Here is a 24938-nt window from a genome sequence, read left to right on the forward strand (position 1 = left end):
GCAATTCGGCAGGGTCCGATCAGCAGTCAGCCGAACGGCAGCTGGCGCCCTGCCAGCAGGCTGACCAGTTCCTGCTGCCGCGACAGGCCGGTCTTCGCCATCACCGCCTTCAATTGCGCCCGCACGGTTTCGCGGGAAACGCCTTGGGCCGCGGCGATGTCCTCGACCGAGCGGGCTTCTCCGATGCTGCGCGCCACCTTGGCCTCGGCGGGCGTCAGGTCGAACAGCCCCTGGATGACTTCGGCGCTGGGCACCAGCGCGCGGTCGACCGGCGTCACGACCAGCAACAATCGGCCGACCGAAAATACATCATTGGCGACGCCGGCTATTGGCAGCAAATGCACGATCATCGCGGTCCGTCCGATCGCCGCCGCGATGGGTATCGATCGTCCACCGGCGACGGGCATCGCCTGGTTGCTGACGACGGCCTCGAACAAGCCATCGGCGAGCGGATCGGATAGCACCAGCCGATGTCGTCGATCCTGCAATGTGGTTGGGACCAGCGCATCCAAAAGCGCGTTACTGGCGACCAAGCGACCACGACGATCGAGCACGCCGCCGGGTAGTCCCAGCGCCAGAAGCGTATCGGCCATCGATCTCGCGCGCTCCAGCCCGAGCCGCGCGGCCAGCATCGCGCCGCGGGCGAGGTGCGGCCGGATCCGATCGAACCCGTGAACGACCTCGAGGGGGACCGGCCCTTTGGCAAATGCCCGTTCGAACGAGAAGACCATCGAGTCCCCGGACGGCGTGTCGAGCATCGTGCCGACGGCCCAGCCGATCCCCCGGCTTCGGTAGAACGCGTAGACCGGATCGCGGTCCAATTCCTCGGCCGTGAAGAAATCGCTGTCGCGCACAAAACCCGGATGATTGGCGGCCGACAACCGGACTGGACGCGGATTGATCGCCGCCCATCCGTCACGCAGGAACTCGATGAACGTCTCCCGCAGATCCGACGACGTGGTCCAGGACATGTCTTCCCGGGCGAACGTGAACAACACCGCACCGTCGCCGGACACCTCCCGCGACATCGATCCGAGTACGTCCGGCCACTTCTCTGGGACGACGGCAGCTTCGTAAATGCCGTCGATATGCTGCAGGAGATCCAACGCCTGCGCTCCGGGACATCAAAAATAGTAACACGAATGAATTTCAATCTGAGATTTACAGGAGTTCAGGCTCGGAGGAAATCGAAACCTGAACGCGACGAGCGCCGACACGACGCAAAAAAGGCCGGGAGTGATCCCGGCCTTTTTCGATTTGCTCGCGGTGCGCCGGCTTATTCGGCCGGCGGCAGCTGCAGCGGTTCGGCTTCCGGCGTGGCCGGCGGCACGATGGTGGCCTGCTTCTCGCGTTCGTCGAGGATCAGCCGGTCGCGCTTCAGAGCGACTTCGCGGATCTTCGCCATCGAGGCGCCGGTGCCGGCCGGGATCAGGCGACCGACGATGACGTTTTCCTTGAGGCCTTCCAGCGGGTCCACCTTGCCGTTGACGGCGGCTTCGGTGAGCACGCGGGTGGTCTCCTGGAACGACGCCGCCGAGAAGAACGACCGGGTCTGCAGCGAGGCCTTGGTGATGCCGAGCAGCACGGGATTGCCGGTGGCAATCTTCTTGCCCTCTTCCTTCGCCTTGGCGTTGATCGCGTCGAACTCGATCTTGTCGATCTGCTCGCCGGAGATCATGTCGGTCTCGCCCTGGTCGGTGATCTCGACCTTCTGCAGCATCTGGCGAACGATCACCTCGATGTGCTTGTCGTTGATCAACACGCCCTGCAGTCGGTAGACCTCCTGGATTTCGTTGACCAGGTAGGCAGCGAGTTCCTCGATGCCCTTGATCGCCAGGATGTCGTGCGGCGCCGGGTTGCCTTCGACGATGAAGTCGCCCTTTTCGACGATGTCGCCGTCCTGAAGGTGGATGTGCTTGCCCTTCGGGATCAGGTACTCGCGCGCCTCTTCTTCCTTGTCCATCGGTTCGATCGAGATCCGACGCTTGTTCTTGTAGTCGCGGCCGAACCGGATGGTGCCGGCGATTTCCGCGATGATGGCGGCGTCCTTCGGCTTGCGGGCCTCGAACAACTCCGCCACCCGCGGCAGACCGCCGGTGATGTCGCGGGTCTTGGCGCTCTCGGTCGAGATACGCGCCAGGATGTCGCCGGGCTTCACCTGGGCGCCGATATCGACCGACAGAATGGCGTCGACCGACAGCATGTACCGGGCGTCACCGCCACGGGCCAGCTTCAGCACCTTGCCGTCCTTGCCCTTCACCACGATCGCCGGACGCAGGTCCGCACCACCACGGCTCGAGCGCCAGTCGATGACGATACGCTTGGCGATACCGGTCGACTCGTCGAGCGTTTCCGAGATCGACTGATCTTCGATCAGATCCTCGAAATCGATCGTACCCTCGACCTCGGTGAGGATCGGACGGGTGTACGGATCCCACTCGGCGATACGCTGACCGCGCTTCACCTGATCGCCCTCGTCGACGTGCATGCGCGCGCCGTACTGGATGCGGTGGGTCGCACGCTCGGTGCCGTCCGGATCGACGATCGCAACCACCATGTTGCGGACCATCGCCACGTTGTGGTTTTCGCCGTTCCGCGCGATCGCCCGGTTCTTGATGACGACCTTACCCTCGAAGTTCGACTCGATCACCGACTGCTCGTTGATCTGCGCCGCACCGCCGATGTGGAAGGTACGCATCGTCAGCTGCGTGCCCGGTTCGCCGATCGACTGCGCGGCGATAACACCGACCGCTTCGCCGTGGTTGACCGGCGTACCGCGGGCGAGATCGCGCCCGTAGCACTTGCCGCAGATGCCGTTGACCAGCTCGCAGGTCAGCGCCGAGCGGATCTTCACTTCCTGCACGCCAGCCGCCTGGATTCGCTCGATGTCACGCTCTTCCATCAGCGTGCCGCGCGGGACGATCACCTCGTTGCTGTTCGGATCGCGCACGTCCTCGCCCGCGGTGCGGCCGAGAATACGCGAGCCGAGCGAGGCCACCACGGTGCCGGCGTCGACGATCGCGCGCATCTTGATGCCGAGCGAGGTGCCGCAATCATCCTGCGTGATGATGCAGTCCTGCGCCACGTCGACCAGACGGCGGGTCAGGTAACCGGAGTTCGCGGTCTTCAGCGCGGTGTCCGCGAGACCCTTACGGGCGCCGTGGGTCGAGTTGAAGTACTCGAGAACCGAGAGGCCTTCCTTGAAGTTCGAGATGATCGGCGTCTCGATGATCTCACCCGACGGCTTGGCCATCAGGCCGCGCATACCGGCCAGCTGACGCATCTGCGCCGGCGAACCACGCGCACCGGAGTGGGCCATCATGTAGATCGAGTTGACCTGGTTGTCGGCGCCGTCCGCGTTCTTTCGGATCGCGGAAATCTCCTTCATCATCTCCTTGGCGATTTCCTCGGAGGCCTTCGACCAGGCGTCGACCACCTTGTTATACTTCTCGCCATGGGTGATCAGACCGTCGTTGTACTGCTGTTCGAAATCCTTCGTCAGCGTGCGGGTGGTCTCGACGATCTTCCACTTCGAGCCCGGCACGACCATGTCGTCCTTGCCGAACGAAATGCCCGCCTTGAACGCGTTGAAGAAGCCCAGCGCCATGATGCGGTCGCAGAAGATCACCGTCTCCTTCTGACCGCAGTGGCGATAGACCTGATCGATCACGCCGGAGATCTCGCGCTTGGTCATCAGCTTGTTGATGACCTCGAACGGCAGCTTCACCGACTTCGGCAGCACCTGGCCGAGCAGGATACGGCCCGCGGTGGTTTCGATCAGCCGCAGATACGGCTTGCCCTCTTCGTTGAGGGATTCCCAACGGTAGCGGATCTTGGTGTGCAGGTGGATGACCTTGGAGTGCAGCGCGTGCTCCAGCTCCGCGAGGTCGCCGAACACCTTGCCCTCGCCCGGCAGGCCTTCCCGCATGATCGACAGGTAGTACAGGCCGAGCACGATGTCCTGCGACGGCACGATGATCGGCTGGCCGTTCGCCGGATGCAGGATGTTGTTGGTCGACATCATCAGCACGCGCGCTTCCAGCTGCGCTTCGAGCGACAGCGGGACGTGCACGGCCATCTGGTCACCGTCGAAGTCGGCGTTGAACGCCGCGCAGACCAGCGGATGAAGCTGGATCGCCTTGCCCTCGATCAGCACCGGCTCGAACGCCTGAATGCCGAGACGATGCAGCGTCGGCGCGCGGTTCAGCAGCACCGGATGTTCGCGGATCACCTCGTCGAGGATGTCCCAAACCTCCGGCCGCTCCTTCTCGACCAGCTTCTTGGCCTGCTTGACGGTGGTCGACAGACCCTTGGCGTCGAGCCGCGAGTAGATGAACGGCTTGAACAGCTCGAGCGCCATCTTCTTCGGCAGGCCGCACTGATGCAGCTTGAGTTCGGGACCCACCACGATCACCGAACGGCCCGAATAGTCGACGCGCTTGCCGAGCAGGTTCTGACGGAACCGGCCCTGCTTGCCCTTCAGCATGTCGGCGAGCGACTTCAACGGACGCTTGTTGGCGCCGGTGATGACGCGGCCGCGGCGGCCGTTGTCGAACAGCGCGTCCACAGCTTCCTGCAGCATGCGCTTTTCGTTGCGGATGATGATGTCCGGCGCGCGCAGCTCCATCAGGCGCTTCAACCGGTTGTTGCGGTTGATGACGCGGCGATAGAGGTCGTTGAGGTCCGAGGTCGCGAAGCGGCCGCCGTCGAGCGGCACCAGCGGACGCAGGTCCGGCGGGATCACCGGGACGACGGTGAGGATCATCCACTCCGGCTTGTTGCCGGAGAAGCGGAACGCTTCGACGATCTTCAGGCGCTTGGCGAGCTTCTTGTGCTTGATGTCGCTATCGGTCTCGGCCATCTCGACGCGCAGCTGCGCATCGATCTTTTCGAGATCGAGGCCCTTCAGCAATTCACGAATCGCCTCGGCGCCGATCATGGCGGTGAAGCTGTCCTGGCCGAATTCGTCCTGGGCGCGGAGGTACTCTTCCTCCGACAGCAACTGACGCTCCTTGAGCGAGGTCAGACCCGGCTCCAGCACCACGTAGTATTCGAAGTACAGGATGCGCTCGAGGTCCTTCAGCGTCATGTCGAGCAGCTGCCCGATGCGCGACGGAAGCGACTTCAGGAACCAGATGTGGGCGACCGGCGCGGCCAGCTCGATGTGGCCCATGCGCTCGCGACGGACGCGAGACAGAGTCACCTCGACCGAGCACTTCTCGCAGATGATGCCCTTGTACTTCATCCGCTTGTACTTGCCGCACAAGCACTCGTAGTCCTTGATCGGCCCGAAGATGCGGGCGCAGAACAGGCCGTCGCGCTCCGGCTTGAAGGTGCGGTAGTTGATGGTCTCCGGCTTCTTGATCTCGCCGTAGGACCACGACAGAATCTTCTCCGGCGACGCGATCGAAATCCGGATCTGGTCGAAGACCTGAGCCGGCGTCGTCGGATTGAACAGATTCATAATCTCTTGGTTCATCGTCTTCTCCTCGCGTACCGGTCGTCACCGGCAGCAAATTCGAATGTCTGAGGCAGCTCCCGACCGCGCGCATCGCGCCTGCGCGGAAGGGACGCCCGGCCGGGGCGCGCGAACCGAATGTCGCGCGTCCCGCCGGGTCTGACGCATCGTTTTACTCGGCGGCCTCGGCCGGGGGCGGAACGCCCAGCTTGGAGTTGTGCAGGTCGACGTTGAGACCGAGCGAGCGCATTTCCTTGACCAGCACGTTGAACGATTCCGGGATACCGGCCTCGAACGTGTCGTCGCCGCGCACGATCGCCTCGTACACCTTGGTGCGGCCGGCGACGTCGTCCGACTTCACCGTCAGCATTTCCTGCAGCGTGTAGGCCGCGCCGTAGGCTTCGAGCGCCCACACCTCCATTTCGCCGAAGCGCTGGCCGCCGAACTGCGCCTTGCCGCCCAGCGGCTGCTGGGTGACGAGCGAGTACGGACCGATCGACCGGGCGTGGATCTTGTCGTCCACGAGGTGATGCAGCTTCAGCATGTAGATATAGCCGACGGTCACGCGGCGATCGAACTGATCGCCGGTGCGGCCGTCGTACACGGTCGACTGACCCGAGGCGTCGAAGCCCGCAAGCTTCAGCATCTCCTCGATGTCGGCCTCCTTGGCGCCGTCGAACACCGGCGTCGCGATCGGCACGCCGTGGCTCAGATTGCGGCCGAGCTCGACCAGCTCCTTGTCGTCCAGCGACTTGATGGTCTCGTCGTCGCCGTAGATCTTGCGGAGCGTCTCACGCAGCGGCTTGAGATCCTCGCGCTGATAGTACGAGTCGATCGCCTCGCCGATGCGCTTGCCGAGACCGGCACACGCCCAGCCGAGGTGCGTCTCGAGGATCTGACCGACGTTCATGCGGCTCGGCACGCCGAGCGGGTTGAGCACGATGTCGGCGTGAGTGCCGTCCTCCAGGAACGGCATGTCCTCGATCGGCACGATCTTGGAGACGACGCCCTTGTTGCCGTGGCGGCCGGCCATCTTGTCGCCCGGCTGGATCTTGCGCTTCACCGCGACGAAGACCTTGACCATCTTCATCACGCCGGGCGGCAATTCGTCGCCGCGCTGCAGCTTCTCGACCTTGTCGAGGAAGCGCTGCTCGAGGCCCTTCTTCGACTCGTCGTACTGCTTCCGCATGGCCTCGATTTCGGCCATCAGCTTGTCGTTCGGGGCGGCGAACAGCCACCACTGCGACTTCGGATACTCCTCGAGCACCGCGCGGGTGATCTTAGTGTCCTTCTTGAAGCCCTTCGGACCGGCCACGGCCTGACGGCCGTCTAGCAGGTCGGCGAGACGGCCGTAGACGTTACGGTCGAGAATCGCCTGCTCGTCGTCGCGGTCCTTGGCGAGGCGTTCGATCTCTTCCCGCTCGATCGCCAGCGCACGCTCGTCCTTATCGACGCCGTGGCGGTTGAACACGCGGACTTCGACGATGGTGCCCTGCACGCCCGGCGGCACCCGCAGCGAGGTGTCGCGGACGTCCGAAGCCTTTTCGCCGAAGATGGCGCGCAGCAGCTTCTCTTCCGGCGTCATCGGGCTTTCGCCCTTCGGCGTGATCTTGCCGACCAGGATGTCGCCGGCGCGGACTTCGGCGCCGATGTAGACGATGCCGGCTTCGTCGAGGTTCTTCAGCGCTTCTTCCGACACGTTCGGAATGTCGCGGGTGATTTCCTCCGGACCCAGCTTGGTATCGCGGGCCATCACTTCGAATTCCTCGATGTGGATCGAGGTGAAGACGTCTTCCTTCACGATCCGCTCGGAGAGCAGGATCGAGTCTTCGAAGTTGTAGCCATTCCACGGCATGAACGCGACGAGCACGTTGCGGCCGAGCGCGAGCTCGCCGAGGTCGGTCGACGGACCGTCCGCGATGATGTCGCCCTTGGCCACGTGATCGCCCACCTTCACCAGCGGACGCTGGTTGATGCAGGTCGACTGGTTGGAGCGCTGGTACTTCATCAGCCGGTAGATATCGACGCCCGACTTGGTCGGATCGAGATCTTCGGTGGCGCGGATGACGATACGGGTCGCGTCGATCTGGTCGATCACGCCGGTGCGGCGCGCGGCGATCGCCGCGCCCGAGTCACGCGCGACCACGCCTTCCATGCCGGTGCCGACGAACGGCGCCTCGGCGCGAACCAGCGGCACCGCCTGGCGCTGCATGTTCGAGCCCATCAGCGCGCGGTTGGCGTCGTCGTTCTCAAGGAACGGGATCAGCGCCGCGGCGACCGAAACCAGCTGCTTCGGCGACACGTCCATGTAGTCGACCTGATCGGCCGGCAACGGCACGACGTCGCGCGTTCCGCCGGCGCGGCAGACCACCAGATCGTCGGTGAACTTGCCCTTGGCGTCGAGCGACACGTTGGCCTGAGCGACCGCGTAGCGGCCCTCTTCCATCGCCGACAGGTAGACCACCTCGTCGGTGACGCGGCCTTCCTTGACCTTGCGGTACGGCGTCTCGACGAAGCCGTATTTATTCACGCGCGCGAAAGTCGCGAGCGAGTTGATCAGACCGATGTTCGGACCTTCCGGCGTCTCGATCGGGCAGATCCGGCCGTAGTGGGTCGGATGCACGTCGCGGACTTCGAAGCCGGCGCGCTCGCGGGTCAGACCGCCCGGGCCAAGTGCCGACAGGCGGCGCTTGTGGGTGATTTCCGACAGCGGGTTGGTCTGGTCCATGAACTGCGACAGCTGCGAGGAGCCGAAGAACTCGCGCACTGCGGCGGCGGCCGGCTTGGCGTTGATCAGGTCCTGCGGCATCACCGTGTCGATATCGACCGACGACATCCGCTCCTTGATCGCGCGCTCCATGCGCAGCAGGCCGATGCGGTACTGGTTCTCCATCAGCTCGCCGACCGAACGCACACGGCGGTTGCCGAGATGGTCGATGTCGTCGATCTCGCCCTTGCCGTCACGCAGACCGACCAGGGTCTGGATCACCGCCAGGATGTCTTCCTTACGCAGCGTGCGATGGGTGTCGGGCGCATCGAGGTCGAGGCGCATGTTCATCTTGACGCGACCGACCGCGGACAGGTCGTAGCGCTCGCTGTCAAAGAAAAGCGACTGGAACATGTTCTGCGCGGATTCGAGCGTCGGCGGCTCGCCCGGGCGCATCACCCGGTAGATGTCGAACAGCGCGTCCTCGCGGGTCATGTTCTTGTCGGCCGCCAGCGTGTTGCGGATGTACGGGCCGACATTGACGTGGTCGATGTCGAGGAGCGGCAGTTCCTTGTAGCCTTCCTCGTTCAGCGCCTTCAGCGACTTCTCGGTGATCTCCTCGCCGGCTTCGGCGTAGATCTCACCTGTCTTCGGGTTGACCAGGTCTTCGGCCAGATAGTTGCCGACCAGCTCTTCGTCCGACAGACGCAGCGCCTTGAGGCCCTTCTCCTGCAGCTGGCGGGCGGCACGCACGGTCAGCTTCTTGCCGGCTTCGAGCACGACCTTGCCGGTATCGGCGTCGATCAGGTCGTTGACGGTCGAATAGCCGCGGAAACGCGAGGCGTCGAACGGCACGCGCCAGCCGTCCTTGGTGCGCTTGTAGATGATCTTCTTGTAGAAGGTGCTGAGGATCTCTTCGCCGTCGAGGCCGAGGGCGAACATCAGCGACGTCACCGGAATCTTGCGGCGACGGTCGATACGCGCGAACACGATGTCCTTGGCGTCGAACTCGATGTCCAGCCAGGAGCCGCGATACGGAATGACGCGGGCGGCGAACAGCAGCTTGCCCGACGAATGCGTCTTGCCCTTGTCGTGATCGAAGAACACACCCGGCGAACGGTGCATCTGCGAGACGATGACGCGCTCGGTGCCGTTGACCACGAAGGTGCCGTTCATCGTCATGAGCGGGATATCGCCCATGTAGACGTCCTGCTCCTTGATGTCCTTGACCGAACGGGCGCCGGTTTCCTCGTCGATATCGAACACGATGAGGCGCAGCGTCACCTTCAGCGGCGCCGCGTAGGTCATGCCGCGCTGGCGGCACTCGTCGACGTCGTATTTCGGCGGCTCGAATTCGTAGCGAACGAATTCCAGCATCGAGGCGTTAGAGAAATCCGAAATCGGAAACACCGACCGGAAGACCGCTTGCAGGCCCTCATCTTCACGACCGCCCGGAGGCTCCGCGACCATCAGGAACTGGTCGTAAGACGCCTTTTGAACCTCGATGAGGTTCGGCATCTCGGCGACTTCCCGGATGTGACCGAAGAACTTGCGAACGCGTTTGCGACCGGTGAACGTCTGCTGCGCCATCGTGGCCTCTCATGTCGTCGCCCGGCGGGGCGAACCTTCCGAGGCGCGATCCGCACCGCCCCCGGGTTGAATTACCGCACATCCGAAATTCAGAAACTGGATGTCAGGAACTAAATCCTAAATCCATGCAACACGAATTCCGAACGCAAAACGACGTGCGGGGCGCCAGCGCACCCGCCCGTCAAAACCATCTCGTCACAGACCGAAAAAGCCCGAAATTGCCGATTCTCCTAGAGGCTGCGCGGAATGTTACCATATCCATCGCGCCTGCGCTTTCGTGCTGCCGAACCAATATGGGACGGCAATATGAAGATTCGAGGGGCGATCCCCACTCCTCCCCACACATTCCTGTGACGGTCATCCGGGAGCAGCGGATCCTCCGCTCCCACCGCCGCGACCGGGGCCGGCGAACCGGCCCCAACCGCTGAGTATTTTCGCCCCGTCCGTCATGGCCGGGCTTGATCCGGCCATCCACGTCTTGAGGCAGATCCCCGGGTCTCGCTGCGCTCGCCCGGGGACCGAACTCGAGTAACCGATGGTTACTTGAGTTCGACCTTGGCGCCAGCCTTCTCGAGCTGGGCCTTGATCTTCTCGGCTTCGTCCTTGGCAACGCCTTCCTTGACCGGCTTCGGAGCGCCTTCGACGAGGTCCTTGGCTTCCTTGAGGCCGAGACCGGTGATCGCGCGGACTTCCTTGATCACTTCGATCTTCTTGTCGCCAGCCGAAGCGAGAACGACGGTGAAGTCGGTCTTTTCCTCGGCGGCGGCGGCAGCGCCACCACCAGCGCCCGGCGCAGCGGCAACCGCCACGGCAGCGGCGGCCGAGACGCCCCACTTCTCTTCGAGCAGCTTCGCGAGTTCGGCGGCTTCGAGCACGGTGAGGCTCGACAGGTCGTCGACGATTTTCTGCAGATCAGCCATTGAATCAGTTCCTTACGGGTATCAGTTCGAACCAGGGTTGAATGAGATGGAAGCGTCAGGCCGCTTCGCTTTTGGAGGCATAGGCCTGAACCACCCGCGCGACCTTGGCCGCGGGAGCAGTCGACAGCTGCGCGATCTTGGTGGCCGGCGCGACCAGAAGGCCGACCAGCTTGCCACGCAGTTCGTCGAGCGACGGCAGCGAGGCCAGAGCCTTCACACCGTCGACGTTCAGGACAGTCTTGCCCATCGAACCGCCGAGGATGACGAACTTCTCGTTCGCCTTGGCGAATTCGACGGCAATCTTCGGCGCCGCCACCGGATCGTCGGAAGTCGCGATCACGGTCGGCCCCTTGAGCAGGGAGCCGATGGCAACGACGTCGGTGCCTTCAAGAGCAATTTTGGCGAGACGGTTCTTCGAGACCTTCACCGACGCGCCCGCCTGCTTCATCTGCTGACGCAGCTTCTGCATCTGGGCCACGGTGAGGCCGGAATAATGAGCGACGACCGCAACGCTGGTGGTCTGGAACAGACCATTCAGCGAATCGACCGCCTCTTTCTTTGCCGCTCTATCCACAGCAAGCTCTTTCCGGTTGGCGGCCTCTGCGAACAGGACCGCCGGGTTGCACCCTTCGTCCTGCCCCAAACCATCCACAAGACACACGGCCTTCAGACACCCGGGGCACAACGAATCTTAAGCCTGCCCTCCCGATCGGACGCCGGCCGAAGCCATTGCCCGCGCGGGGTGTCGAGGTTCGAACCCACTCCGCACCCTGCCGTTACGACAGGGCACAAAATCCGGTTTTCACCCGTCTATGCAGGTCATTCGATTAAGCGTCTGACGAAAATAGCTTTCGTCGTCGGCACCTGCAGTCTTGGACAGGACGGGATCGATCGACAGCAGCCCCGGCGAACCGGTACCACTCCCCAGCGACCCCTGCCCGCACTCACACCGCAACGACAACCGCCCTTCCTTCAGGTGATCCAGCGTGGATGACTTGAAGGGCAGGTCTCCTGTCGATACCGTGATCGGAATGCGCGCACGGGCGCGCCAGCAACGGCCAGCACGCCCGGAAGGAACTGTTTAACGAGTCTTTTCCGACTTGCCAAGGCCGATTCGGGGAAATCGGCATCTTTTATGCAGGGAAGCCGGTGGGCCGCGATCAAGTGATCCTTCACCCGGTGGAGCTAAAGTCCGCCCTCACCGGCAATTCTCGCCCCCTGTGACGAATCAGGATCAAGGCGACCGGAGACTCACCCGCCGGCTGCCCGGCCAATGGCGCTACGCGACCTTGTACGGCAGCTCCCGCCCGGCGAAGAACGCCGCCAGATTGGCGATCACGCAGTCTTGCATCGCGACGTGAGCATCCAAGGTATGACCGCCGATATGCGGGGTCAGCACCACGTTCGGCAGTTCGCTGAGCTTATCCGGCGCATAGGGTTCCTGCTCGAACACGTCGAGCCCCGCCCCTGCGATCGTGCCGTCGGCCAGCGCGGCGACCAGCGCCGGCTGGTCGATCACCGAGCCGCGCGAGATGTTGACCAGCACACCGTCCTTGCCGAGCCGCTTCAGCATCGCGGCGTCGATGATCCGCTGGGTGTCGGATCCGGCGCGGACCGCGATCAGCAGCACGTCGCACCAGTCGACCAGTTCGCCGAGATCGCCGATGTAGCGATACGGCACGTCGTGCTGACTGCGGCTGTGATAGGCGACCTCGGTCTCGAACGGGGCGACGCGCGCCGCGATCTTCCGGCCAATCTCGCCCATGCCGTAAACGCCGACCTTGGCGCCCGTCATGCCGCGCGGCGGCTTCAGTAGCGGAGACGGCTTGGCGCCGGACCAGCCACCGCTGCGCAGATAGGCGTCGGCCGGGATCACCCGGCGCATCAACGCCAATAGCAACGTCATCGCCAAATCTGCCACCGCGGAAGCGTTGGCTGCCGGGCTGTTGCCGATGACGATGCCGCGCTCGGCCGCCGCCTTCAGGTCCACGCCATCATAGCCGGTGCCATAGCAGACGACCGCGCCGAGCGAGGGCAGCAGTCCGAAGGTTTCGCGGCCGAGCGGCTGGGCGCCCATGGTGATCAGCGCGCGCACATCCGCGAGTTCGTCCGCGCTGAACACCTCGTTGGCCGGCTTGCCGCCGGTCTCCAGCAGCTCGAATTTCTCTCCGAACCGCGCCAGCATCGACTTCGCAAAGCGCGAGAACACCAGAACCTTGTCCGCCATGCCGCTCTCCTTTTCTTGTTGTTGTGTCTGGTGGACGCAAAGCAAAGGGCGGACCGGTTGCCCGGTCCGCCCTTGCTATTCAATGATCACCGCGCCGCGAGCGGCTTAGTGCACCGAGCCCGGCTCGACCTTGACGCCCGGTCCCATGGTCGAGGACACGGCGACGCGCTGGACATAGGTGCCCTTGGCGCCGCTCGGCTTCGCCTTGTTGACCGCATCCGCCAGCGCCTTGATGTTCTCGACCAGCTTGTCGGCCTCGAACGACGCCTTGCCGACGCCGGCCTGGATGATGCCGGCCTTCTCGACGCGGAACTCGACCGAACCGCCCTTGGCGCCCTTGACGGCGCCGGCGACGTCCATGGTCACGGTGCCGATCTTCGGGTTCGGCATCATGCCGCGCGGGCCGAGCACCTTACCGAGGCGACCGACCAGCGGCATCATGTCCGGGGTGGCGATGCAGCGGTCGAAATTGATGTTGCCGGCCTGCACCTGCTCCACCAGATCTTCCGCGCCGACGACGTCGGCACCCGCGGCCTTGGCTTCGTCAGCCTTGGCGCCGCGCGCGAACACGCCGACCCGCACGGTGCGGCCGGTGCCGTTCGGCAGCATCACCACGCCGCGGACCATCTGGTCGGCGTGACGCGGATCGACGCCGAGGTTCAGCGCGACTTCGATGGTCTCGTCGAACTTCGAGGTCGCACGCTCCTTCACCATCTTCACCGCCTCTTCCAGCGGATACAGCTTGGTGCGGTCGATGCCTTCGCGGATCTTCTTCGTTCGCTTACCGATTGCCATGATGCGTTACCCCTCGACCCGCAGGCCCATCGAACGGGCAGAGCCTTCGACCATGCGCATCGCCGAATCGACGCTGTCGCAATTGAGATCCTTCATCTTCTTCTCGGCGATCTCGCGCACCTGGGCGGAGGTCACAGAGCCGGCGACGTCGCGGCCCGGCAGCTTGGAGCCGGACTGGATCTTCGCCGCCTGCTTGAGGAAGTAGGACATCGGCGGGGTCTTCATCTCGAAGGTGAACGACCGATCGGCGTAGATCGTGATCACCACCGGAATCGGCGTGTTCTTCTCCTCCTTCTGGGTCTGCGCGTTGAACGCCTTGCAGAACTCCATGATGTTGAGGCCGCGCTGACCAAGCGCGGGACCGATCGGAGGCGACGGGTTCGCCGCTCCGGCCGGCACCTGCAACTTCAGGTATCCGGTCACTTTCTTTGCCATACCAACTCTCCTGTTGCCGGCGAACCGGCGGTTTCAGGGCTCGTGGTGGGGCGCTGTCCAATGACTGGCGATCACCGGCACGCCTCCCACGTCAGTTCAGAGCAAGGCGCGAACCTCGCTCACTCCCGTCATGCCCGGACTTGATCCGGGCATCCATCCTCTTCGCAAGACTCTCACGAAGAAGATGGATTGCCGGGTCAAGCCCGGCAATGACACCGTGGCCGGGGGAAGCCCCTGCCACGACCTCGAACGATCAGACCTTCTCGACCTGACCGAATTCCAGTTCGACCGGGGTCGCACGGCCGAAGATCGACACCGCGACCTTCACGCGCGAACGCGCCTCGTCGATTTCCTCGACCACGCCGGAGAACGACGCGAACGGGCCGTCGGCGACGCGGACGTTTTCGCCGATCTCGAACGACACCGACGGCTTCGGGCGCTCCACGCCTTCCTGCACCTGGTGCAGGATACGCATCGCCTCGGACTCCGAGATCGGCATCGGCTTGTTCTCGGCGCCGAGGAAGCCGGTCACCTTCGGGGTGTTCTTGATCAGGTGGAAGGCTTCGTCGGTGAGGTTCATCTTCACCAGCACGTAGCCCGGGAAGAACTTGCGCTCGGCATCGACCTTGCGGCCGCGGCGCACCTCGGTGACCTTCTCGGTCGGCACCAGCACCTGCTCGAACAGGTCCTCGACGCCGCGCTGCTTGGCCTGCTCGCGGATCGATTCTGCGACCTTCTTCTCGAAGTTCGAATAGGCGTGGACGATGTACCAGCGCATGCTCATGGGTCGAAGGCCTGCCGTTAAACGCCGAGAATGAAGGTGATCAGAATCCTGATCAGCTGGTCGGCGAAAAAGAAAAAGATCGACGCGAGCGCCACCATGATGAACACCATGATGGTGGTGATCGTGACTTCGCGGCGCGTCGGCCAGGTCACCTTGGCGGTTTCGCTCCGCACTTCCTGCAGGAATTTGAACGGGCTGAAAGCCATCGTGTGATCCAGATCGTCAGTCGAATGTCGGGGTTTGCGAAAATCAGACAGCCCTGTTGCGCCCAACCCTTGCCAAGGAACCCCTTGCCGCAGGATGAGCCGCCAACCGGGCTCTGTTTTCGGGAAATCAAGCCGCGCCGGAAATCCGCAAAACGGGCCGGCAGCGAGTGACGCCTTTTATGGCCAGTTGGCGCCAACGTCAAGCTGAGGGCGATACCGGCCGCCCCTCCGACGACTTCACCCTGGTTCTCCCCCGACTGGATTATGCTTTTTCAACCAGAAGCTTGCGCCAAATCCCTCGCGCCACGCGCGATCCAGGTCAAGCAATGCCTCAACCGAGCTGCGGCCTTTCGACCAAGCGCGTCAGCCGATCCCGACCCCGAGCAGCGAGTCGACCAGTCCGCGGTCACCACGCAGCTGGGTGCCCTGCCCCTGCCAGACGATGCGACCGCGCTCGATCACCAGCACGTCGTCGGCGAAATCGAGCGCGCGTTCGATCTGCTGTTCGACCAGCACCACCGTCATCTCGCCGGACTGCGCCAGCCTGACGATAGTCTCCATCAGTTGGTCGCAAATCACCGGCGCGAGGCCCTCGAGCGGCTCGTCGAGCAGCAGCACCTGCGGCTTGCCGAGCAGCGTCCGGGCCAGCGACAGCATCTGCTGCTCGCCGCCAGACAGCTGCATGCCGCCGTGGTTGCGCCGCTCGGCCAGCCGGGGGAACATCGCGTAGACGGAATCGAGCTCGGTCCGCGGCCGGCCCTTGAGGCCGGTGAACAGGTTTTCTTCGACGGTGAGCGAGCGAAACACGTCACGGGTCTGCGGCACATAGCCGAGGCCGGCGGCGGCGCGGGCGAAGGTCTTCAGGCCGGTGACGTCGCGCTCGCCGATCCGGACCGCACCGCCCTTGTGGGTGGTCAGCCCCATCAGCGTCGCCAGCAGCGTGGTCTTGCCGACGCCGTTGCGGCCGAGCACGGTCAGCCGGCCGCCGGCCGGGACGGCGAAGCTGATGTCGCTCAAGATGCTCACCGAGCCGTAGCCGGCGGCGAGACGGTCGACCTCAAGACGCGCGGCGGGCATCGGCATAGCTTCCCAGATAGGCCGCACGAACGGCATCGTTTTCCTTCACCTCGGCGGGTGTGCCCTCGAAGATCAGTGCACCGTTCGCCAGCACCAGTACGCGCTTGGCGAATTTGAACACCAGATCCATATCGTGCTCGATCATCAGGATCGCGATCTCCGGCGACATCCGGCCGATCGCCTCGAGGATGCGCGGGGACTCGTCGTGCGGCACGCCGGCGGCGGGTTCGTCGAGCACCAGCACGCGCGGCTTCATGGCAAGGCCGATGGCGAGGTCGAGCAGCCGCTGCTGGCCATAGGCCAGCTTGGTCACCGGCGTCGCCGCGAGATGGCCGATGCCGAGCAGGTTGAGCACGCCCTGCCACTCGTCACGGATATCGGCCTTGTTGATGATCGAGGAGAACATCCGCTTGGTCAGGCCGCGGCGCTGCATCACTGCCAGCGCGACGTTCTCGGCCACGGTCAGGCTGGTGAACAGCCGCGTCACCTGGAAGGTGCGCACCAGCCCACGCTCGACCCGGTGGGCGATCGAGGCGTGGGTGACATCCTCGCCGGCCAGCAGGATGCGGCCGTCGGACGGCGGCAGGTCGCCGGACAGCTGATTCACCAGCGTAGTCTTGCCGGCGCCGTTCGGCCCGATCAGCGCGACGCGATCGCCGCTCGACAGCGTAAACGAGACATCGTCGGTGACGCGCAGGCCACCGAACGCCTTCGACAAGCGCTGGACTTCGAGCAAAGTGGTCATCGCGCCGCCCTCGCCTGCCGGAAGTCGCCGAACCGGCGGGTGACCTCGTTGACCAGGCCCTTGGGGAAGAACAGAACCACGACGATCAGGAGCACGCCGATCAGGATCATCCAGTGGAAGGGGCTGGCGGCCGAGACGTAGTGGTGAAACAGCTCGAACAGGATGGCGCCGATCAGCGCGCCCCACAGATTGCCGGCGCCGCCGAGGATCAGCATGATCAGCGCTTCGGCCGAGCGCTCGAAACTGACGCCATCGAGCCCGACCACGCCGGTGTTGATCGCCGTCAGCCCGCCGCCGATGCCAGCGACCGCGCCGGCGACGCAGTACATCACCACCAGCCGCGGATAGACCGAGACCCCGATCATCCGGGTACGCAGCGTGTCGTCCTTGATGGCGCGGCACATCAGCGCGAACGGCGAGCGCGCGAACCGCAGCAGCACCACCATCGTGATCAGCAGCACCACCACAGAGAACACGTAGCCGGTGCGGCCGAACATATCGAAATTGAAGATGCCGAACACCGGCCCCGGCGTGATGCCGGCGAGGCCGTCGCTGCCGCCGGTGATCGACGACAGCTTGTTGGCGAGCGCGGCGACGAGCTGGCCGAACGCGATCGACAGCACCAGTTGCGGCAGGCCGCGGAAGCGCGTCACCAGGAGGCCCGACATCAGCCCGGTCGCGGTGCCGGCCAGTGCGCCGATCAGCAGCATCAGGATCGGATCGGTGATGCCGGCCAGCGCTGCATTGCCGGCCGCATAGGCGGCGACGCCGAACAGCGCCGCGTGGCCGAGCGTGGCGACGCCGCAATAGCCGGTGACGAGATCGAGCGAGATCACCAGGAACGCCAGACCGATCACCCGGATCAGGAAGGCGAGATCGTCCGGATAGACGAAATAGCCGATCGCGCCGAGCAAGGCGATCACGGCGGCGGCGATCAGGTCATTGCGCAAACCGGCCCAGGCCGGCGGCGCGGTGGTGACGGACAAGGTCGCCATCTCAATGCGCCTTTCCGAACAGGCCGTGGGGGAACACGTAGACGATCACGATCACCGCAACATAGAAGAAGAACTCGCCGAACTCCGGCGCCAGATATTTGCCGGTGGTGTCGGCGAGGCCGAGCAGCAGCGACGCCGCCATCGCGCCGGTGACCGATCCGGCGCCGCCGACCGACACGACGACCAGGAATGTCACCATGTAGCGCAGCGCGTAAAACGGCTCGACCGGCAGCAGCTCGGCGCCGACCACGCCGCCGAACGCCGCGAGACCGACCGCCAGCGCGAAGGTGACCGAGTAGACAATCTGGGTGCGGATGCCGAGCGCCTCGGCCATATCGCCATTGTCGACCGCGGCGCGCAGCCGCACGCCGAACTCGGTCTTCTCGATCAGCAACCACAGCGCCACCGCGGTGACCACGCCGCAGCCGATCACGAACAGCCGGTGCGCCGGGATCATGCGGAAGCCGAGATCGAACGGCCCCTTCAGCATCTCCGGGACCGGGATCGGCTTCGAGGTCGGGCCGAAAATATAGTTGGCGATGCCGACGATGAAGAAGGTAATGCCGATCGTCAGCAGGATCTGGGTCAGTTCGTCTGAGCGGCGGTAGATCCGGCGATACAGCAGGAATTCGAACGGCACCGAGATGATCACCGCGCCGATCACCGCGATCAGGATCGCGATCGGATAGGAGACGCCGAGCGACACCAGCGCGAACGAGGCGAGATAGCCGCCGATCATCGCGAAGGCGCCGTGGGCGAGGTTCACCACCCGCATCAACCCCATCATGATCGACAGGCCGATCGAGATCGTGAACAGCACCATGCCATAGGCCAGCGCGTCCGGCAGGATTCCGAGAATCGTCCGCATCAGGTCTGTGTCCTTGCGGACGCCGCTGATCCCGTGCGATTCAATCCAGCCTTCACAACCCGACTCCCCAATCTCGCTTTGACGCCGCTGTCCTAGAGCGTTTCACCGAATGATTGAAGCGCTCTCGCCGCTTCCACTTTGCACTGACTCCTCATCCTGAGGAGCCCGGCGCAGCCGGGCGTCTCGAAGGATGGGGCCGCGCAGTCCTGCGGCCCATGGTTCGAGACGGCGCTTCGCGCCTCCTCACCAGGAGGTCGTGCTTGTGGCAGCGGTCCCGATCGCCAATCCAATTGCTCGGACCAACTGCCCCGTACTAGTCGACAAGAGCGCTCCGCGCCAAGACGAGAACGCAGGCGCGGAGGGCTCAAAGTTTCGGCTTACTGCTTAACGAGACCCCAATCCGGCTGCGCCTTGAAGGTCTCGATCTCCTTGTTGATCAGCTTGCCGTCGGCCTTCTCCACTTCGCGCAGATAGACGTTCTGCGTGATGTGTCGGGTCTCGGGATCGATCGACACCGGGCCGCGCGGGCTGGTCCACTGCATGCCCTTCACGGCCGCGATCGCCTTGTCCGGATCCTGCTTGCCGCCGGTCGCCTCGATCATCTTGTAGATCAGCCGGGCGCCGTCATAGGCCGCGACCGAGGTCATGGTGACTTCGTCGAGCTTGCCGCCGTCCTTCTGCAGCTGCGCCAAGAACGCCTTGTTCTCCGGCGAGTCGTGGGACACCGCGTAGTGGTAGGTCGACAGGATGCCGAGGCCGGATTCGCCAATGTTCGGCAGATCCGGCTCTGTGACGACGTCGCCGGTCGACATCAGCTTGACGTTCGCAGCCTTCAGACCGTTGTCGATATAGGCCTTGACGAAGCCCAGCGTCGGCGGGCCGGCCGGCAGGAAGGTGAAGATCATGTCGGCGCCGGAGTCCTTGATGCGCTGCATGATCGGACCGAAGTCGGTGGTCGACAGCGGCATGCGGATCGCCTCGACGACCTTGCCGCCTTCGGCTTCGAAGGTCTTCTTGAACGCAGTCTCGGCATCGATGCCCGGGCCGTAATCGCTGACCGCGATCGCGACCTTGGTGGCGCCCTTCTGCTTGGCGACCTTGGCGGCCGGCACCGTGTTCTGGAACATCGTGAACGAGGTGCGGACGATGTAGGGGCTCTTCTCGGTGATCGACGAGGTGGCGGCGTTCAGCACCACCATCGGCACCTTGGCCTCCTGCAGCAGCGGCGCCACCGCCATCGCGTTCGGCGTGAAGTACAGGCCGGCGAGGTACTGCACCTTCTCCTTGACGATCAGTTCCTGCGCCAGCGCCTTGGACTGCGCCGGGTTCGGCGAGACTTCGTCACGATAAACGAACTCGACGGTGTGGCCGCCGACCTTGTTGCCGTGCTCGGCCACCCAGGCGTCGATGCCCATCTTGTAGTTCTTGCCGAACAACGCGTACGGCCCGGACATCGTGCCGATCACGCCGACCTTGATGGTGTCGGCCTGCGCGGCGCCGACACTGAACGAAATCGCCGCGGCCGCGCACAGCCACCCAACTGCTTTCACCATCCGTCTCCCTCTCCTCTGCCTGATCCAGTTGTTTGCGTTTGGTTATGCTCAGAACATTTCGAAATATTCGCGCTGCTCCCATTCCGTCACTTCGGCCTGGAAGCGCTCGATCTCGGCGTTCTTGATGAACGTATAGTAATCGACGAACTCGCCGCCCAACGCCGTACGGAAGAACGGATCGTCGCGCAGCGCGAAGATCGCCTCGCGCAGCGATTTCGGCAATAGGTCCGCCTTGGTCTCATACGGCGTATCCGCCGACGGGCCCGGATCGAGCTTGCGGTCGACGCCGTCGAGGCCGGACAGGATTTGCGACGCCATGTAGAGATACGGATTGGCGGCCGGCTCGCCGACGCGGTTCTCGATCCGCGTCGCCTTGTCGCCCGCCCCGCCGAGCACGCGCAGCATCACGCCGCGGTTGTCGCGGCCCCAGATCGCACGATCCGGCGCCAGCGAATAGGAGCGATAGCGCTTGTAGCCATTGATGGTCGGAGTCGTGAACACCGTCGCGGCGCGCGCATGCGTCATCAGGCCGGCGAGATAGTGCTTGCCGAAATCCGACAGCACGTCGCTGTCCGACATGAAGGCATTGCGCCCGCCATCACGCGCCACCACCGACTGATGCAGATGCCAGCCCGACGACACCACGTTGGGGATCCGCGGCCGGCACATGAAAGTGGCATGATAACCGTGACGCCGGCAGATCTGCTTCACGGCGGCGCGGAACAGCACCATCAGGTCGGCCGGTAGTAAGCCGACGGTCGGCTGGAACGTGAACTCGCACTGGCTCGGGCCGAACTCCACCTCGATCGAGCGCAGCGGAAGGCCGAGCGCGACGACGTCGCGGCGGATCAGTTCGAGCACCGGCTCCATCTGATCGTAGCGCTGCTCGGTGAGATACTGATAGCCGTGCGACAGTAGGCTGACTTCCGGCGGCTCGCCGGGCTGGCCGGCATGCTCGGGGCGCATCTTGCTGTCGACGACCTTGAAGACGTGAAACTCGACTTCCAGCCCGGCCTTGTAGTCATAGCCGCGGTCGGCGAGCTTCTGCAGCGCCGAGCGATAGATGTTGCGGGTGGCGAACTGCACCGGACGGCCATCGGCGAAGTACAGATCGCACAGCACCCAGCCGGTGGTCGGCGCCCACGGCAGCACGCGGAACGTTGTCGGGTCCGGCAGCATGACGACGTCGGCGCCGCCCTGCATCTCCGACATGCCGAAGCCGCCGCCGGCCTGAAACACCGGGAACACCGTCTTGTGCGAGGTGTCCTTGGCCAACATCGTGGTGGTGATGGTGGCGCCGTTGTCGAGGCTGTTCAGCGCTTCGGACGCGACCAGCGTCTTGCCGCGCAAAATGCCGTGCTGATCGGGGAACGAGAACCGGATGGTCTCGAGCCCCTGCTCCTCGGCGACGCGGCGGACGCGCGCCGCCGCATCGATCTGTTCTTCGGACCACAGTCCGTGCTTGGCCGCTAAGCTGTCGCCCATGGCGTATCGCTGATGCACGTTCATTCGGCGGCCGTCAGATGCGGGACCTTCGCGGCGATCTCGGCCGGCACCGGCGCGGCCCACGGCGCACCGCGGCGACGCTTGACGTCGACTTCCATCCAATAGGTCTCCCAGCCACGGCTCGGGCCGATGCCGTCCATCGTCGCCGGGCCCTGGATGCCGCGCGCGCTGGCCTCGTCGAGCGCCAGCAGCGGACGCTGACCGGCTTCGGCCTTGGCGATCTCCTGGCGCAGCAGCCGGCGATACTGGATGATCGCCTTGTCACTCTGGCCGAGATGCTCGCGGGTGCGATCCTGGATCTTGCCCATCGATTCCACCGCCCACTGGTCGTGGACGTTGATGTCGGCACCCATGCCGGTGTAGGTCGAGGTCGCCTGCTCGTGCGGATCGAAGCCGTAGTCGTTGCGCTTGTTCTTGCGCGACGTGTAGTCCGGCAGTTCGTAGAGTTCGAGGCGCTGCTCGCGCATCTTCACCTTGTCGACCGGCTGGGTGTAGCTGGTGAAAATGGCGTACCAGTAGCAGTTCTCGTCGTCGACCGGGACGTGCCACTGCGTGATCGTCATCTCGGTGCTCATCGGGATGACGAAGCCGTGCGGGAACAGCTGATTGGTGACGCGCACATGGGTGCGCTCGTCGTCGATCTGGCGCAGCGCGATCAGGCGCAGGCCGTATTCGGTGTGCTCGACATTGATGATCGGGCGATCATATTCGCGCAGCACCTTGGTCATCGGCATTTCGCTGCCGGCCGACGCGCCGCGGAACTGCTTGCCGTAAGCGTGCGAAGTGTCCTCGTCCTCGAAGAAGCGATGCAGGAACGAGGCGTGCGCCGGATCGATGCCGACTTCCAGCGCCTGCAGCCAGTTGCACTCGAACAGGCCCTTGAAGGCGAAGACGTGCGTATCGGGCGCGGTGAAGCAGTCGATCTCCGGAAACGCCGGCGGCTCGCCGGCGCCGAGATAGGCCCACAGGATGCCGCCCTTCTCGACCACCGGAAACGAGCGCTGCTTGATGTTGGCGCACAGCGGCGAGCCGGCCGGCTCGGCCGGAGTCTCGAGGCACTTGCCCTCGACGTCGAACAGCCAGCCATGGAAGGCGCAGCGCAGGCCGCCGCCTTCCAGCCGGCCGAACGCCAGGTCAGCGCCGCGATGCGGGCAGTCGCGATCGATCAGGCCGTAACGCCCCTGCTCGTCCTTGAACAGCACGAAGTCCTCGCCGAGCAGACGCACCGGACGGATCGGCCGCTCGCCTTCCAGCTCGGCGACCAGCGCCGCCGGCTGCCAATAGGCTCTCATCAGTTTGCCACAAGGCGTGGCGGGTCCGACCCGGGTGATCAGATCGTTCTGTTCCTGACTCATCATGGCGTTAGCCTCCTGCGGGCAGCTCGCGACGTGCTGCCTCGTGTTTGAAGGCGACAAGGCTGGGTGCCGCAAAGGCTCTGTAAAAGCCAGCGCGCGCTTGTCGCAGATTTCCGGCGCAAGTTCGTTCGATAGGCGAACGAATGTTCGATATGATAAGATTGCCTCTGATGTGCAACTTGAGCAAGCTGAAATTCTCGGCGTCCATTGCTCATCGGCCTTGCAGCGCAACCATTCAACGAAATCCCGCGAAGCCGAACTTGTGTTCGATAGGCGAACGACATAACAGGATGAAGGTAGGTGGTGCAGCACCCAAACCGAGAGCGTCCAGTCTGATATGCCGAAGATGAAACGTCCGGAGACCGACGCCAGCGAGGCGCCGGAGATCATCGAAAGCCTGGCGCGCGGCCTGCGGGTGATCGAAGCGTTCGGCGCCGAACGCCGGCCGATGACGCTGAGCGATCTGGCCAAGGCCTGCAGCCTGCCCCGCGCCACTGTGCGCCGGGTGCTGACGACGCTGCGCAGCGCCGGCTACGCGACCAGCGACGACCGACTGTTCGCCCTCACCCCGCGGGTGCTCGGTCTTGCTTCTTCCTATTTGGCCTCGAACCAGATCAGCGCGGTGCTGCAGCCGCTGATGGACGAGGTCTCGGCCGTCGCCAAGGAAGTCTGCTCGCTGGCGATTCTCGACGGCGACGACGCGGTGTTCGTGGCGCGGGCCAGTCCGGCGCGAGTGTTCTCGGCGGGAATCGATCTCGGCTACCGGCTGCCGCTGTTCTGCACCTCGGTCGGCCGGGTGCTGCTCGGCCGGCTGGGCAACGAGGCGCTAACGGCGACCATCGAGGCGATGACGCTGACGGCGCAGACGCCCGAAACCATCACCGACAAACCGACCGTGGTGGCGACCATCATCGCCGACCGCACCCGCAGCTATTCGCTGGTCGACCAGGAAGCCGAGCCCGGCTTCCGATCGATCGCCGTGCCGATCTGCCGCTACGACGGCACCATCGTGGCCGCCGCCAACATCGGCGCCCATGTCGACCGCATCACCACCGGCGAAATGATCGACCGCTTCCTGCCGCCGCTGCAGAAGATGGCCGAAGAGGCGCGGCCGCTGATCGTGTGATTTTGGGAGGGGAAGATCTCGGACTGCCGAGCCGGCTACGCTCGGCTGGCAGGAGTGGCAGGGCTCGAACCTGCGACCCCCGGTTTTGGAGACCGGTGCTCTACCAATTGAGCTACACTCCTACGTCGACGTCGCCGCCGAACGGTGCCGTTGAAGCATAGGCAGGCCCCCGCTGGCAAGTGGGATGCGCGGTTCGGCTTTGGTCTAATCGGTGGGTTCCACAGGTGCGGCGCCTGGCGCGGGTCCGGACGTTGGGTTCGATCGGGGCGCCAGCGCACACTCCCGGTTCTCACCCGTCCCGGGTGCATTCTCGAACACGCAGCGGCTTGGCGGCGTGCCGCAGAGCTTGTCTAGCTCCCGGAAGCCGACGCAGTGGCCGTCCGGGGCCCGATAGCCGGTGCCGCCCTTGCAGCCGCAGCCTTTGCACGGCGGTCGATCGGGGCACGCCGCCTGCGCCTTGGCCGGCACTAGTGCCAAAAGAAAAGCCGCGAGCACGATGGAGCGTGCTCGCGGCCCTGTCATCGCGTGAGCGATGTTACTCGATGATCGCGGCGACGACGCCTGCGCCGACGGTGCGGCCGCCTTCGCGGA

At 64.5% G+C, this 24938-nt stretch carries 18 protein-coding genes and 1 tRNA gene; 1 reads left to right on the forward strand and 18 read right to left on the reverse strand.

Annotated features, from left to right (window positions below; all coding sequences use genetic code 11):
* Positions 1 to 26: 26 nt before the first annotated feature.
* The 17 genes from IP86_RS17730 to IP86_RS17810 form a co-directional block, all read right to left on the reverse strand.
* Positions 27 to 1106, reverse strand: coding sequence for a helix-turn-helix transcriptional regulator (locus IP86_RS17730; RefSeq protein ID WP_054163757.1), 1080 nt, complete (start codon positions 1104 to 1106; stop codon positions 27 to 29).
* Between the two features lie 170 nt (positions 1107 to 1276).
* Positions 1277 to 5479 (reverse strand): DNA-directed RNA polymerase subunit beta', encoded by a 4203-nt coding sequence (gene rpoC / locus IP86_RS17735; protein WP_054163758.1) that lies wholly within the window; start codon positions 5477 to 5479, stop codon positions 1277 to 1279.
* A gap of 151 nt (positions 5480 to 5630) precedes the next feature.
* Complete coding sequence (gene rpoB / locus IP86_RS17740; RefSeq protein WP_054163759.1) at positions 5631 to 9755, reverse strand: DNA-directed RNA polymerase subunit beta; 4125 nt, start codon at positions 9753 to 9755, stop codon at positions 5631 to 5633.
* A 539-nt stretch (positions 9756 to 10294) separates the two neighbouring features.
* Positions 10295 to 10675 (reverse strand): 50S ribosomal protein L7/L12, encoded by a 381-nt coding sequence (gene rplL, locus IP86_RS17745; protein WP_054163760.1) that lies wholly within the window; start codon positions 10673 to 10675, stop codon positions 10295 to 10297.
* 55 nt (positions 10676 to 10730) lie between these two features.
* Positions 10731 to 11249, reverse strand: a complete 519-nt coding sequence (rplJ, locus tag IP86_RS17750; RefSeq protein WP_054163761.1) for a 50S ribosomal protein L10 — start codon at positions 11247 to 11249, stop codon at positions 10731 to 10733.
* Positions 11250 to 11954: 705 nt separating this feature from the next.
* Entirely contained in the window at positions 11955 to 12902 is a 948-nt protein-coding gene (locus IP86_RS17755) for a 2-hydroxyacid dehydrogenase (protein WP_054163762.1), read from the reverse strand.
* Positions 12903 to 13007: 105 nt separating this feature from the next.
* Positions 13008 to 13697: a 50S ribosomal protein L1 gene (gene rplA, locus IP86_RS17760; RefSeq protein ID WP_054163763.1), complete on the reverse strand. Its 690-nt coding sequence runs from the start codon at positions 13695 to 13697 to the stop codon at positions 13008 to 13010.
* A 6-nt stretch (positions 13698 to 13703) separates the two neighbouring features.
* Positions 13704 to 14132 carry a 50S ribosomal protein L11 gene (gene rplK, locus IP86_RS17765; protein ID WP_054163764.1) on the reverse strand — a complete coding sequence of 143 codons (429 nt, stop codon included), beginning with the start codon at positions 14130 to 14132 and terminating at the stop codon, positions 13704 to 13706.
* Positions 14133 to 14385: 253 nt separating this feature from the next.
* A complete protein-coding gene (gene nusG / locus IP86_RS17770; RefSeq protein ID WP_054163765.1) occupies positions 14386 to 14916 on the reverse strand; it encodes a transcription termination/antitermination protein NusG in 531 nt (176 codons plus the stop codon).
* Between the two features lie 17 nt (positions 14917 to 14933).
* On the reverse strand, positions 14934 to 15122 hold the full coding sequence (secE, locus tag IP86_RS17775; protein ID WP_054163766.1) for a preprotein translocase subunit SecE: 189 nt from the start codon (positions 15120 to 15122) through the stop codon (positions 14934 to 14936).
* A gap of 363 nt (positions 15123 to 15485) precedes the next feature.
* On the reverse strand, positions 15486 to 16199 hold the full coding sequence (locus tag IP86_RS17780) for an ABC transporter ATP-binding protein (RefSeq protein WP_054163774.1): 714 nt from the start codon (positions 16197 to 16199) through the stop codon (positions 15486 to 15488).
* Positions 16180 to 16944 (reverse strand): ABC transporter ATP-binding protein, encoded by a 765-nt coding sequence (locus IP86_RS17785; RefSeq protein WP_054163767.1) that lies wholly within the window; start codon positions 16942 to 16944, stop codon positions 16180 to 16182. Before IP86_RS17785 ends, IP86_RS17780 begins: the two co-directional genes overlap by 20 nt.
* Positions 16941 to 17939, reverse strand: a complete 999-nt coding sequence (locus tag IP86_RS17790) for a branched-chain amino acid ABC transporter permease (protein ID WP_054163768.1) — start codon at positions 17937 to 17939, stop codon at positions 16941 to 16943. Before IP86_RS17790 ends, IP86_RS17785 begins: the two co-directional genes overlap by 4 nt.
* Before the next feature lies 1 nt (position 17940).
* Positions 17941 to 18807: a branched-chain amino acid ABC transporter permease gene (locus IP86_RS17795; RefSeq protein WP_054163769.1), complete on the reverse strand. Its 867-nt coding sequence runs from the start codon at positions 18805 to 18807 to the stop codon at positions 17941 to 17943.
* 377 nt (positions 18808 to 19184) lie between these two features.
* Positions 19185 to 20360, reverse strand: coding sequence for an ABC transporter substrate-binding protein (locus tag IP86_RS17800; RefSeq protein ID WP_054163770.1), 1176 nt, complete (start codon positions 20358 to 20360; stop codon positions 19185 to 19187).
* Positions 20361 to 20408: 48 nt separating this feature from the next.
* Positions 20409 to 21869, reverse strand: coding sequence for a glutamine synthetase family protein (locus IP86_RS17805; RefSeq protein WP_054163771.1), 1461 nt, complete (start codon positions 21867 to 21869; stop codon positions 20409 to 20411).
* Complete coding sequence (locus tag IP86_RS17810; RefSeq protein ID WP_054163772.1) at positions 21866 to 23224, reverse strand: aromatic ring-hydroxylating dioxygenase subunit alpha; 1359 nt, start codon at positions 23222 to 23224, stop codon at positions 21866 to 21868. The genes IP86_RS17805 and IP86_RS17810 overlap by 4 nt, the downstream gene beginning before the upstream one ends.
* Positions 23225 to 23558: 334 nt before the next feature.
* Between IP86_RS17810 and IP86_RS17815 the strand changes: the two genes are divergently transcribed.
* Positions 23559 to 24347: an IclR family transcriptional regulator domain-containing protein gene (locus tag IP86_RS17815; protein WP_054163773.1), complete on the forward strand. Its 789-nt coding sequence runs from the start codon at positions 23559 to 23561 to the stop codon at positions 24345 to 24347.
* Positions 24348 to 24393: 46 nt separating this feature from the next.
* Here IP86_RS17815 and IP86_RS17820 read toward each other — a convergent pair.
* Positions 24394 to 24469: transfer RNA gene (locus IP86_RS17820), tRNA-Trp, on the reverse strand.
* Positions 24470 to 24938 lie beyond the last annotated feature (469 nt).

Source organism: Rhodopseudomonas sp. AAP120, assembly GCF_001295845.1.
In the GTDB taxonomy this organism is placed as follows: Bacteria; Pseudomonadota; Alphaproteobacteria; order Rhizobiales; family Xanthobacteraceae; genus Rhodopseudomonas.